Consider the following 13,226-nt stretch of genomic DNA (forward strand, 5'->3'; position numbering starts at 1 on the left):
CGGACAGGGCGTCCTGGACGTCCTGGAGGTCCGTCGAACCGGCACGGCGCCTGAGTCGTGCCACAGCTCCGGACGGTTCCTCTCCCGTGTCCGGGGAGGGGCCGTCCGGGGCTCACTCATCCGGTCATCCCACGTCAGGACGGGTATGACGACCCTCACCGAAGCCGGTGCTCCCAGCCCGGCAGCCGCGTCCGTCCCCCTGCTGCGCTCGACCGTCCGGCAGTCCGGCCCCCGTTGCACGGTCCTGGCGCTCGTGGCCGTGGCCGCCACGGGGGCGAATCTGTTGCTGCCGCTCGCGCTGGGCCAGGCCCTGGATCTGCTGCTGGCCGGTGACCCGGACGGCTCGCGCCGGGTGCTGTGGTGCACCGGGCTGGTCCTCGCCCTCGCCCTGCTGGATGCCGTCGAGACCGTGCTCGGCGGGACCACGAACGCCCGGGTCACCGCGTGGCTGCGCCACCGGCTGGTCGGGCACGTACTGGCCGTGGGGCCACGGGCCGTCGGCCGGTTCGGGCCCGGCGACCTGGTGGCCCGGCTCGTCGGGAACGCGGCCCAGGCGGGGACGGCACCCGCCACGGTCGCCGCGCTCCTCGCCGCGCTCGCGGCGCCGGTGGGCGCGGTGGTGGCGCTGGGCCTGATCAGCCCCTGGCTCGCGGCGGTGTTCCTGATCGGCGCCCCGCTGCTCGCCCTCCTCCTGCGTGCGCTCGCCCGTGACTCCTCCGCGTGCGTGACGCGCTATCAGCGGGCCCAGGGCCGTATCGCGGGCGGCCTGGCCGAGGCCGTCGCCGGGTTCCGTACGATCGCGGCCGCCGGAACGGCCGACCGGACCGTCACACGTGTCCTCCGTCCCCTGCCCGAACTCTCCTGTGAGGGCCACCGGATGTGGCGCGTCCAGGGCCGCGCCGCCGCACGAGCGGCCGCCGTGGCACCGCTCCTCCAGCTCGGCGTCGTCGCCACCGCAGGCGTCCTGCTCGCCCAACAGCGCCTGTCTGTAGGTGAGTTGCTGGCCGCGTCCCGCTACGCCGTGCTGGCGGCGGGCGTCGGCGTACTGGTCGGGCACCTCTCGGGGCTGGTCCGCGCGCGAGCGTCGGCCCGACGTCTCGACGAGGTGCTGGGCGAACGCGCGATCGCCTACGGCGAGCGCCTGCTCCCACCGGCCGGGCGGGTGGGGTCGGAGCGAGAGGGGATGGATGCGCGCGATCGCTCCGAGCAGCGGCGGCCGGACCCGCACGCCCCCTCCGGAGACGGGCAACTGGATCTGCGCGATCCCACTGGAGAGGGGCCGCACTCGCGTGATCCCTCCGGACAGCGGCGGCCGGAGCCGCACGGCCCCTCAGAACAAGGGCAGTTGGAGCTGCGCGGTGTGACCGTCCGCCGAGGTGGGCGCACCGTGCTCGACGGCGTCGATCTCGTCGTACCGGCCGGGACCACGGTCGCCGTCGTCGGTCGGTCGGGCGCGGGCAAGTCGCTGCTCGCGGCGATCGCCGGGCGGCTCACGGACCCGGACGAGGGAGAGGTACGGCTCGACGGCGTGCCCCTGCCCGAACTGGACCGCCGGGAGCTGCGCCGGGCGATCACCCACGCCTTCGAACGCCCGGCCCTGCTCGGCGAGTCCGTCGAGGACACGATCGCCTTCGGCGTCCTCCGCCCCTCCCCGGCCCGTATCCGGGAGGCCGCCCGCGCCGCGCACGCCGACACCTTCGTCCGCCGCCTCCCCGACGGCTACGCCACCCCCTGCGCCGACGCCCCTCTGTCGGGCGGCGAGGCCCAACGCCTCGGCCTCGCCCGGGCGTTCGCCCGCGACAGCCGCCTCCTCGTCCTCGACGACGCCCTCTCCAGCCTCGACACCGTCACCGAGCACCACATCACCGAGGCGCTCCTCGGCCCCACCACCGCCGGCAGCCGCCTGATCATCGCCCACCGCGCCTCCACGGCCGCCCGCGCGGACTCGGTGGTGTGGCTGGACGAGGGGAGGGTGCGGGCGGTGGGGCCGCCTGGGGAGTTGTGGCGTGTGCCCGGGTATCGGGAGTTGTTCGGGGCGGGGGCCGGGGTCGCGACCGGGGTGAAGGGCGACGCCGACGGAGCGGAGATCGTCGACGACGACGCCGCACCGCACGGCCCGCCGGGCGGAGGGGGCCGGTGACGGGCAAGCGGGACGGGCGAGGCTCTGCCGGTTCACCGAAGGCCGGCCGCCCTGCGTCTGCGGCGGGCCCGACCTCCCGACCGCCGTCCACCGAGCCCACCGCGGCACCCGACACTCGTCGCGCACCGGCACCGAGCGCCTCGGAGGAACACGGATCGCCGGAGGCCGGGCATTCCCCCGAGCCCGAACCGACGCGGGCGTGGTGCTCCACCGCACCACCCGAACCGACGCCGACCCGACCCTCCACCACACCACCCGAACCCACGCGGGCCCGACCCTCCACCACACCACCCGAACCCACGCGGGCCCGACCCTCCACCACACCACCCGAACCCACGCGGGCCCGACCCTCCACCACACCACCCGAACCCACACCGACCCGGCCCTGCACCACACCGCCTGGCGCGCCTGCCGAGCCCGGGGGCACCACTCCTCCCGATCACCTCCCAGGCGCCACCGGCCCGACGGGACGGCAGCCCTCCGCCCCCGGCCTCCCGCGTCGCGGCCTCCGCTTTCTGCGGCGGCGCGCGCGGGTGGTCGTACGGCTGGCTCTGTGGTCCGTGTTGGAGACGGGGCAGACGTTCCTCATGGGGTACGCCCTCGCGCGGGCGCTCGACGACGGGTTTCTCGTGGGGCGGGCGGGGGTCGGGCTGGGGTGGCTCGGGGTCGGGGCGGTGGCGGTGGCCGTCGGGGCGTTCGGGACCGGGCGGGTGTACGGGTGTGTGGCCGCGCTGGTGGAGCCGTTGCGGGACCGGCTGGTGCGGGGGGTGGTCGAGCGGGGGGTGCGGGAGGCGGACGGCGGGGCGTTGTCCGGGCTGACCCAGCAGGTGGAGATCGCCCGGGACACCTTCGCCGGGCTGGTGATGGTGTCGCGCTCGTTCCTGTTCACCGCCGCCGGGGCACTCATCGGACTGTTCTCGCTGGCCCCGCCGCTGCTGCTCGTCGTGGGGCCCCCGCTGGTCGTCGGCGTGGCCCTCTTCCTGGCGACACTCCGTCCGCTGGCCCGCAGGCAGGAGGCGTTCCTCGTCGCCGACGAGGCCCTCGCCGACCGCCTGGGCGTCGCCTGCCCGGGGTTGCGGGACATCACGGCGGCCGGGGCCGAGGAGATCGTCGCCGCCGACACCGGCCGGTGCGTCGACGCCGAGCACCGGGCCGCGCGCTCACTGGCCCGCTGGGGCGTCGTACGCGTCGCCTCCCTCGCGATCGGCGGCCAACTGCCCGTCGTGCTGCTCCTGGCCGCCGCCCCCTGGCTGCTCGACCACGGAGTCACCGAGGGCGCCCTGATCGGTGCCCTCGCCTACGTCACCCAGTCGCTCCTCCCCGCCCTCCAGAACCTGGTCCACGGCCTGGGCACCAGCGGCTCCCGGCTCGCGGTGGTCCTGCGCAGGCTGGCCCCACCACGCGAGCGGTCGCGCCCCGCGAACACAACGCCCCCATCACAGACCGAGCCGATCACCGCCACCGCTCCCCCACCTCATCCGGCCGCCGGCACCCCTCCCCGGCCCCGCCCGACCGTCGACGCCTCTTGCCCCTCCCACCCGACCGTCGACACCCCTCCCCCGTCCCACCCGACCCCCGACGCCCTCACCCTCTCCTCCGTCACCTTCGCCTACGGCTCCTCCGGCACCCCTGTCATCGACGACCTCAGCCTCCGGGTCCCCCACGGCACGCACCTCGCCGTCGTCGGTCCCAGTGGCATCGGCAAGTCCACCCTCACCGGGCTCGTCGCCGGTCTCCTGCGCCCCCGGCACGGCACCGTCCACTTGTGTGGGCAGCCGGTACCCGGCGCCACATCCCGGGCACACCGGGTGCTCATTCCGCAGGAGGCGTACGTCTTCAGGGGATCCCTCGCAGAAAACCTCGGCGAGCTACGGCCGAAACCCGTACCCGAGGACGAGCTGTGGGCCGCCGCGGAGGCGGTGGGGCTCACCGACCTGATGGTCCGGCTGGGCGGACCGGCCGCCGAGGTCGACCCGGGCGCGCTGTCCGCCGGGGAGCGGCAGCTCGTCGCGCTGGCCCGGGCGCACCTGTCGTACGCGTCGGTCGTGATCCTCGACGAGGCGACCTGTCATCTGGACGCGGAGGCGGAGGAGCGCGCGGAGCGGGCCTTCGCCCGGCGGCCGGGCACGACCCTCGTGGTGGTCGCCCATCGCGTCAGCTCGGCCCGGCGCGCGGACCGGGTGCTGGTCATGGACGGGCGGTGCGTCGCGTACGGGGAGCACGAGGAACTGCTGACGCGCTCGCCGCTCTACCGGGACCTGGTGGGAGCCTGGTCGCCCGTACCGACGCCGCGCCCCCACGAACCGCGTCCGACGCCGCGCCCCCACGAACCACGTCCGTCGGGGCGTCCCTCAGAGCCAGCCCTCCCCCTGGGAGATCCTGATCGCGTCGATCCTGTTGCGCGCCCCGGTCTTGCGGGTGATGGCGGCCATGTAGTTGCGCACGGTCCCGTGGGAGAGGTGCAGGCTGCCGGCGATCTCCGCGACGGAGGCTCCCTCGGCAGCCAGGGATAAGACGCTCAACTCCCGGCGCGTGAGCGGCATCTCGGCGGCCTTGAGGAAGCCGAAGCCGAGGGAGTCGTCGATGAAACGTTTCCCTCGGGCGACCTCGCGTATCGCCGAGACCAGCCGCTCCGGCGAGCCCTCCTTGTCCACGTACCCGAGGGCCCCCGCCTCCGCCGCGCGTTTCAGCAGTCCGGGTCTGCTCGCGTGGGCGAGCACCAGGAGCCCGGGGGCGGGGCCGCCCGCGCCGCGCAGGTCGACGAGGGGCGGGATGCCGACCGCGTCCGCGCAGTCCAGGTCCGCCGCGCAGACGTCGGGGCGCAGGGACCGGACGCGCCCCGGCGCCATGCGCCACGGCGCGTCGTACACCGCCAGGTCGGGTTCCCGGCGGAGCCACTCCGCCAGCACCGACCTGACCAGACACTCGTCATGCACGAGAAGAACCCGGATCACGTTCGTCCCTCCGCCTGCCGGCCGCCGCTTCCTCCGCCTCAGCGCGTGCCCATTGTTGGCGCCCCCGACCACGCCCAGGCGCGAAGAACCAGCCAACGGGGTGCGCGGGGGCGCACTTTCGGCGCTCGTGTGCGATGCCGCGCATCACCTGGGGGGCATGGTCCGGGCGGGAGGGGGTACCGCGGTTCCTCCACGGCACGGCGCTCGCCGTGCGCGGGCGGCCCCTAGGGGGGAGCCTTGACCCTGGGGCCGTCGCGCGGCCGTGCGAGGAGGTGGTCGGGATGTCGGATGTCCACGCGTCCCGGGAGCGGACGACCGTCGAGACCGCCCGCCTCGGCCATCCGCTGCTGTCGCTGGCGCTGGCCGCGATGATGGACGACGTCGGGGCGCACTCGGGCGCCGTGTATCTGCTGACGCCCGACGAGCCGGTCCTGGAGATGGCGGTCATGGCGGGGCTGCCGAGGTCGTTCGCCGCGCCCTGGGAGCGGGTGGGCCTGAGCGCGCCGGTCCCGGTCGCCGAGGCCGTACGGGGGCGACGGCTGGTGTGGGTCAACGGTGAGGAGCAGATGGCCCGCCGCTATCCCCGGATCGCCGTGGTCCTGCCCTACCCCTTCGCCCTGGCCGCGCTGCCGGTGGCGACCCACGACACCACGTACGGCGCCGTCTTCCTGACCTGGCCGGGCTCGCACCCGCCGGAGCTCAGCGACCGCGAGCGGGACCATCTCACCTCGGCCTGCGACCGGCTCGCGATCCGGCTGCGGCGCGCGGAGGAGGAGGGCCGGCCGGTGCGACCCGAGCCGGACCTGTCGGCGCCGTCGACGACCATGGTCGCCGGGACGCTCGGCACGGTGGAGGCGGCGCGGATGGTGGCGCGGCTGCCGTACGGGATGTGCGCGCTCGATCTGCACGGGCGGATCTCCTTCGCCAACGCGGCGACGGCCGAGCTGCTGGGCGTCCCGGTGAGCGGTCTGCTGGGCACCCAGTTGTGGGCGTCCGTGCCGTGGCTCAACGATCCGGCGTACGAGGACCGGTACCGGGCGGCGCTGATGAGCCAGCACGTGACGTCGTTCGTGGCCCTCAGACCGCCGAGCGACTGGCTGTCGTTCCGGCTGTATCCGGGGACGAACGGGCTGAGTGTACGGATCTCCCGGGCCCGGGCGGTCGCCCAGGCCGAGCACGCGGCGCCGGAGGAGGGCGACGGGCCGAGCCGCCTGGTGACCATCAACCTGGTGCTGGCGCTGGCGAGCGCGCTCACCGAGGCGGTGGGCGTGCAGGACGTGGTGGACCTGGTCGCCGACGAGATCATCCCGGCCCTCGGCAGCCAGGCCCTCGTGATGCTCGGTTCGCGCGCCGGGCGCCTGCATGTGCTCGGGCATCGCGGCTACGCGGACCCGCACGTCGTGGAGCGTTTCGACGGAATGCCGCTCACCGCGCCGACGCCCGGTGCGCACGTGCTGACCACCGGGGTGCCCGCCTTCTTCGAGTCCCGGCAGCAGCTGGAGCGCCTCTATCCGATACGGCGGGACACCCCGGACGGCCTGGGCGCCTGGGCGTATCTCCCGCTGATCGCCTCGGGACGGCCGGTGGGCACCTGGGTCCTCGGGTACGCGGAGCCGCATCCTTTCCCGGCCGACGAGCGCGCGGTGCTCACCAGCCTCAGCGGCCTCATCGCCCAGGCGCTGGAGCGGGCGCTGCTGTACGACGCCAAGCACCAGCTGGCGCACGGGCTGCAGCAGGCCCTGCTGCCGCACTCGCTGCCGTCGATCCCCGGTATCGAGGCAGCCTCCCGCTATCTGCCCGCCAGCCGGGGCATGGACATCGGCGGCGACTTCTTCGACCTGGTCCTCTCGCACGGGCGGCCCTCGGCCGTGATCGGCGACGTGCAGGGGCACAACGTGACGGCGGCGGGCCTGATGGGGCAGATCCGTACGGCGGTACGCGCGTACACCACCGTCGGTCAGGCCCCCGAGGACGTGATGGGCAGCACGAACCGGCTGCTGATCGACCTCGGTTCCGAACTGTTCGCCAGCTGTCTGTATCTGCGGCTCGACCCGGCGCACGGGACGGCCGTCATGGCGCGGGCGGGGCATCCGCCGCCGTTGCTGCGCCGGCCGGACGGGAAGGTGAAGGTGCTCGACCTCGCGGGTGGTCCGCTGCTCGGCATCGACGCGGCGGCGACGTATCCGACGACCGAGGTGGCGCTGGCCGAGGGGTCGGTGCTGGCGCTCTACACCGACGGGCTGATCGAGTCGCCGGGTGTCGACATCGAGGACGCGCTGGCCGATCTCGGGGAGCGGCTCGCGGCGGCCGGGGAGGGGCCGTTGGAGGCGCTGGCGGACAGTCTCGTACGGGAGGTCGCGGCGGCGGAGGAGCGGGCGGACGATGTGGCACTGCTGCTGCTTCAGGCGGCTGCGGTGGGGTGACGCTCCGCGTGTTGCGGGTTGTTCGCCCGCTGCGGGTTCGTCGTGGCTTGTCGCGCGGTTCCCCGCGCCCCTTCAGGGCGCGGGCGTCCCGGAAGCACGAATCGGTCCGACCCTCCCGCCGGAGGGCCGGACCGTTCCACCTGCCGGCCGGAACCGCTGTGGTGTGGCCGGTAGGTGGGTTGTGGGGTGGACGGCCGGGGGTCAGTGGCCGCTGATCCCGGGGCCGTCGTCCACGTCTTCGGTGGCGTCCGCCTACTGCTCGACGCCCTGCTCGTCGACGCCCTGGTCGCCGGTGTGCTCCTCCTGGCCCGCGCCGGCGGCGGCAGCCTCTTCCTCACCGGCACCGGCCGCGGCGGCCTCTTCCTCACCGACACCGGCGGCGGCAGCCTCTTCCTCGCCCGCCCCGGCCGCGGCGGCCTCTTCCTCACCGGCGCCCGCGGCCGCGGCCGCACCACCGTCAGCCTCTTCACCAGCGCCCGCGGCGGCGCCGCCGTCAGCCTCTTCGCCGGCACCCGCGGCGTCACCGGCACCGCCGGCTGCTTCCTCACCGGCGCCCGCGCCGGCGTCGCCGAGGGTCGCGCCGACCGCCGCGAGGGCGGTGGTGACCGGCTGGAAGAAGGTCTCGCCGCCGACAGTGCAGTCGCCGCTGCCGCCGGAGGTCAGACCGATGGCCTGGCCGTCCTCGGTGAACAGCGAGCCGCCGCTGTCGCCGGGCTCGGCGCAGACGTTGGTCTGGATGAGACCGGTGACCGTGCCCTCGGGGTAGTTGACCGTCGCCTCCAGGCCGGTGACCTGGCCGTCGGCGAGACCGGTGGTGCTGCCCATACGGAAGACCTGGAGGCCGACCGCGGCCTCGCCGGCCGCGTTGATGTCGACCGTCTCGCCGTTGCCGAGGTCGACCGTGCTGGCCGCCTGGGTCGCCGGGTCGTTGTAGTTGACCAGGGCGAAGTCACCGGTGCCGGGGAACGTGGCGGTCGCCGCGTCGACCGTGCCGATCGGCGCGCCGCCCTCCTCCTCGGACCACTCGGCCTCGGCGACACCGCAGTGCCCGGCGGTCAGGAAGGCCGGGGCGCCTTCGGCGTTGACGACGTTGAAGCCGGCCGAGCAGCGTGCGCCGCCGCCGAAGATGGCGTCGCCGCCTTCGAGGAAGGTCTTGAACGTGCCGGCGGACTTCTTGATGGTCGCCATGCCCGAGCCGAGCGACTTGACGGTCGACTCGATGGTGTCCCAGTTCTCGCCCGTGACCGTGGAGTCGGCGGTGACCTGGATCTTGTTCGTGCGGGGGTCGATCGCCCAGGCGGTGCCCGGGACGCTGGCCTGCTCCTTCAGCGTCGCCGCGCCCTCCTGGAGCTCGGTCCAGCTGTTGTCGACCTCACGGACCTCCGCACCGGCCGACTGGGCCTGGATGATCACGTTGTTGTCGTCGCCGTCGATCTCGAGGCCGTCGATGACGTTGATGATGAGCTGCTGCTCGCCCGAGTCGTAGTACGCGCCTGCGAACGCGTCGCCGAGCAACTCCTGGAGCTGGGAGGCGAGATCCCCGGCGTCACTCGCGGCGAGCGTCTTCGGGGCTGCCTCGTTGGACTCCGTCTGCGACGCCATGGCGTTCGGCAGGATGAGGGCCGCCGCTCCGATTGCCGCCACGCCGCCTGCGGCTATAAAGGCCTTGCGCTTGGTGGCTCGTTTGTGACTCAACTCTTGACCTCCTGGGGACGGGGTCCGTGCCGCCGTCCGGCGGGTGAACTGGGGGCGCCTGGTTGCCAGTTGGTACGGATGGTTCCGGTGGGGTGTTCAACGCCCCGTAAAAAGATTTCGATCTTCCATTTCGCAAAGTGCGGTACGGCCCCAGTTCGGCCGCCATGTCACGACTTCACACAACTCACCAGCCTGGCAAATACGTTCAGCCACCGGTCGACAGCGGTCCGTTCCCGCTTCCGACCGGAAAACCGGCTTCAGGGAATCTCCACACCGAATGCTCAGCGGGGTCACGGCGAGCGAAAGATCTGCACACCGATCCCCGCCCGCCGCGCCTTTGGGGCCGGACTGTCCCATTCGTTTTCCGGTCGGCAATGAACGACGTACGACGATGTCGCGATCCGTGTGAAGAAGCTGCCCCCAAGGCGTGCGCAGTCCTGCACGGATGAACCGTCATGGTCACCAAGTGCCCTGGTGAGGGGCCATGTTGATTGGATGTGCGCAGCGCGGATCTGCTTTGATCCATCGCACCGCGGGGGCCGCCAAGCTCTCGGAGACGAGATGTGGGGCACCCACGTGTGCGGCCGTCGTTCTGTCCCCAGAAGGGGGCCGCTCCCCCCTTATGAATAGCTATACGAAGGGAAGTTCCATCATGAACTCCACCCCCCAGGTTGAGACCGCCGAGATCTCGGACGCCGCCCTCGACGCCGTTTCCGGTGGCCTGTCCGTCAACGCCGTCGGCACCGTCACCGGCCTGGTGGACGGCATTGCCCCGGTCTCCGGCCTGGTCAACACGGCCGTCGGCACCGTCGAGGGTGTCACCGGGCTGAACACCGCCCCGGTCACGAGCCTGGTCGCCGGTCTCTGATCGAGCCCTAGCACCGTTGAGTCCCGGAACCACCTGACAGGTTCCGGGACTCTCGGGCGCCCTGAAAGTCCTTTGTCTCCTGGTGCGCAGGTGAGGGAAGTCCCGTGCAGTTCCGCCAACAGGCCCTCGCCAAACTCCAGTCACCGGAGGAACTCGACCTCCCGGTGCGCTTCGCCCGCCCGCAGGGCTGGCTGGTGCTGTCCGTGACGGTGGTCGCCATGGCCGCCGCGTCCGTGTGGGCCGTCACGGGTTCCGTCACGTCCACGGTCGGCGCGCCCGCCGTCCTCACCCACGGGCAGGGCAGTTACGTCCTCCAGAGCCCCGTCGCCGGCCAGGTCACCGCCGTGCTCGCGAAGCAGGGCGAGCGGCTGCCCGCCAAGTCCCCGGTCCTGAAGGTCGCCACCACCGAGGGCGAGACAGTCGTCCGGTCCGTCGCGGCCGGCCGGGTCTCCGCGCTCGCCGCCACCATCGGCCAGATCATCCAGACCGGCGCCGATGTCGCGGCCATCGAGAAGGTCGCGGACGCCGAAGACCCGCTGTACGCCACGGTGTACGTCCCCGCCGAGAACGCCGCCTCGATCCCCGAGAACGCCGAGGTGGACCTGACCGTGCAGTCGGTGCCCACCCAGCGGTACGGCGTGCTGCGCGGCCATGTGAAGAAGGTGGACCGCACCGCGCAGACCCCGCAGTCGATCAGCGCGTTCCTCGGCGACAGCCAGCTGGGCGAGCAGTTCACCAAGAAGGGCCGGCCGGTGGCCGTCACCGTACGGCTGGACCGCAAGGCGTCGACCGAGTCCGGCTACAAGTGGTCCTCGCAGGACGGGCCGCCGTTCGAGCTGACCTCCATGACCATGGCCACCGGTTCGATCCGCATGGCCGACGAGCGTCCGATCGATTGGCTGCTCCCGTGACCGCATCCCAGGACACCGCGCGGCCTCCGGCACGCGGCAGACGCAAGGCCGCCCCGCAGAAGCGCCCGGTGCCCAAGGGCGGGCAGAAGGCCGTCCGCACACCGACCGTCCTCCAGATGGAGGCCGTGGAGTGCGGCGCCGCCTCCCTCGCCATGGTCCTCGGCCACTACGGACGCCACATCCCGCTGGAGGAGCTGCGCATCGCCTGCGGTGTCTCCCGGGACGGCTCGCGCGCCAGCAACCTCCTGAAGGCGGCCCGCAGCTACGGCCTGACCGCCAAGGGCATGCAGATGGACGTGGCCGCCCTCGCCGAGGTGAAGGCCCCGGCCATCCTGTTCTGGGAGTTCAACCACTACGTCGTCTACGACGGCATGGGGCGCCGCTTCGGCCGGCGCGGCGTCCACATCAACGACCCCGGCAAGGGCCGCCGGTTCGTGCCGATGGAGGACTTCGACTCCAGCTTCACGGGTGTCGTCCTCGTCATGGAGCCGGGCGACGACTTCAAGAAGGGCGGCCGCAAGCCCGGCGTCCTCGGTGCCATGCCCGCCCGGATGCGCGGCACCTCCGGCACGCTGCCCGCCGCCGTCCTCGCGAGCCTGCTCCTGGTGGCGGTCGGCGCGGCCGTGCCCGCGCTGAGCCGCACGTACATCGACATGTTCCTGATCGGCGGCCAGACCTCCCTGCTCGGCGTGCTGTTCGCGTCGATGGGCGCGTGTGTGCTGCTGACGGTCCTGCTGACCTGGCTGCAACAGGCGAACCTGCTGCGTGGCCGCCTGATCTCCTCCACCCTGTCCAGCGCCCGCTTCCTGCGCCACCTCCTCCGCCTGCCCGTCACCTTCTTCTCCCAGCGCAGCCCCGCCGACCTGGTCCAGCGGCTCCAGTCGAACGACGCGGTCGCCGAGACCCTGGCCCGCGATCTCGCGGCCGCCGGTGTGGACGCGGTCGTGGTCGTCCTCTACGCCGTGCTCCTCTATACGTACGACCCGCAGCTCACCTTCGTCGGCATCGCGGTGGCGCTGCTGAACGTGGTGGCGATGCGGGTGGTGATCCGGCTGCGCGCGACCCGTACGGCGAAGCTGCGGGCCGACATGGCCCGGCTGACCAACACGGCGTACACCGGCCTCCAGCTGATCGAGACGATGAAGGCGACCGGCGGCGAGGAGGGCTACTTCCGCAAGTGGGCGGGGCAGCACGCCACCACGCTGGAGGAGCAGCAGCGGCTCGGGGTGCCGAGCGCCTGGCTGGGGGTCGTCGCCCCGACCCTCGCCACGCTCAACAGCGCGCTCATCCTCTGGATCGGCGGCATGCGCGCGGTCGAGGGCCACATATCCGTCGGTCTGCTGGTCGCCTTCCAGGCGCTGGTCACCCGTTTCACCGCGCCGATCACCCGTCTCAACGGCGTCGCGGGCCGCATCCAGGACTTCGCGGCCGACGTGGCCCGCCTCAAGGACGTGGAGAACTTCCAGGCGGACCCGCTGTACGCCCGCCCGGACGCGGCCGAGTCCACCCGCCGGCTGCACGGCCATGTGGAGCTGGAGAACATCACCTTCGGCTACAGCCCCCTCGACAAGCCCCTGCTCACCGGCTTCGACCTCACCGTCGGCCCGGGCCAGCAGGTGGCGCTGGTGGGCGGCTCCGGCAGCGGCAAGTCGACGGTGTCCAGGCTGATCTCGGGCCTGTACACGCCTTGGGAGGGCGTGATCCGCATCGACGGCCGGCGTCTGGAGGACATCCCGCGCGGCGCGCTCGCCGCGTCCGTCTCCTTCGTCGACCAGGAGGTCTTCCTCTTCGAGGGCACGGTCCGCGACAACGTGGCCCTGTGGGACCCGTCGATCCCGGACGAGGCCGTGGTGGAGGCGCTGCGGGACGCGGCCCTGTACGACGTGGTGACCCGCCGCCCGGGCGGTATCAAGAGCAGGGTCGAGCAGGACGGCCGCAACTTCTCCGGCGGCCAGCGTCAACGCCTGGAGATCGCCCGGGCGTTGGTCCGCAGGCCCAGCATCCTGGTCCTCGACGAGGTGACCAGCGCGCTCGACGCGGAGACCGAACTGACCGTCATGGACAACCTCCGCAAACGCGGCTGCGCCTGTGTGGTGATCGCCCACCGGCTCAGCACGGTCCGCGACAGCGACGAGATCGTCGTCCTGCAACACGGCACGATCGTGGAGCGCGGCCGGCACGAGGAGCTGGTGACACGCGGCGGCGCGTACGCCCAGCTGGTCAGGGAGCGATGAG

The 13,226-nt window shown here is 73.0% G+C and carries 7 protein-coding genes and 1 pseudogene; 6 read left to right on the forward strand and 2 right to left on the reverse strand.

The genetic code is table 11. The features are described 5' to 3' along the window. Positions 1-145 precede the first annotated feature (145 nt). On the forward strand, positions 146-2,140 hold the full coding sequence (locus JIX56_RS02590; protein WP_257537120.1) for an ATP-binding cassette domain-containing protein: 1,995 nt from the start codon (positions 146-148) through the stop codon (positions 2,138-2,140). A 587-nt stretch (positions 2,141-2,727) separates the two neighbouring features. Then, entirely contained in the window at positions 2,728-4,653 is a 1,926-nt protein-coding gene (locus tag JIX56_RS47595) for an ATP-binding cassette domain-containing protein (RefSeq protein ID WP_306819935.1), read from the forward strand. Here the strand turns inward: JIX56_RS47595 and JIX56_RS02600 are convergent. Continuing rightward, positions 4,576-4,989 (reverse strand): annotated as a pseudogene (locus JIX56_RS02600) (LuxR C-terminal-related transcriptional regulator); the annotation flags it as partial. The gene JIX56_RS47595 and the pseudogene JIX56_RS02600 sit on opposite strands and share 78 nt — an antisense overlap. Before the next feature lie 386 nt (positions 4,990-5,375). Here JIX56_RS02600 and JIX56_RS02605 point away from each other — a divergent pair. Beyond that, entirely contained in the window at positions 5,376-7,517 is a 2,142-nt protein-coding gene (locus JIX56_RS02605; protein WP_257537122.1) for a SpoIIE family protein phosphatase, read from the forward strand. Between the two features lie 252 nt (positions 7,518-7,769). Here the strand turns inward: JIX56_RS02605 and JIX56_RS02610 are convergent, their stop codons facing one another. Beyond that, positions 7,770-9,212, reverse strand: a complete 1,443-nt coding sequence (locus JIX56_RS02610) for a S1 family peptidase (protein WP_257537123.1) — start codon at positions 9,210-9,212, stop codon at positions 7,770-7,772. Between the two features lie 652 nt (positions 9,213-9,864). Here JIX56_RS02610 and JIX56_RS02615 point away from each other — a divergent pair. The 3 genes from JIX56_RS02615 (at position 9,865) to JIX56_RS02625 (ending at position 13,225) form a co-directional block, all read left to right on the forward strand. Further along, positions 9,865-10,080, forward strand: coding sequence for a hypothetical protein (locus JIX56_RS02615; protein ID WP_033528587.1), 216 nt, complete (start codon positions 9,865-9,867; stop codon positions 10,078-10,080). Between the two features lie 104 nt (positions 10,081-10,184). Continuing rightward, positions 10,185-10,991, forward strand: coding sequence for an HlyD family efflux transporter periplasmic adaptor subunit (locus tag JIX56_RS02620; protein WP_257537124.1), 807 nt, complete (start codon positions 10,185-10,187; stop codon positions 10,989-10,991). Positions 10,992-11,059: 68 nt separating this feature from the next. Continuing rightward, positions 11,060-13,225: an NHLP family bacteriocin export ABC transporter peptidase/permease/ATPase subunit gene (locus JIX56_RS02625; RefSeq protein ID WP_443032019.1), complete on the forward strand. Its 2,166-nt coding sequence runs from the start codon at positions 11,060-11,062 to the stop codon at positions 13,223-13,225. Position 13,226 lies beyond the last annotated feature (1 nt).

It is taken from the genome of Streptomyces sp. CA-210063 (assembly GCF_024612015.1).
Classification (GTDB): domain Bacteria; phylum Actinomycetota; class Actinomycetes; order Streptomycetales; family Streptomycetaceae; genus Streptomyces.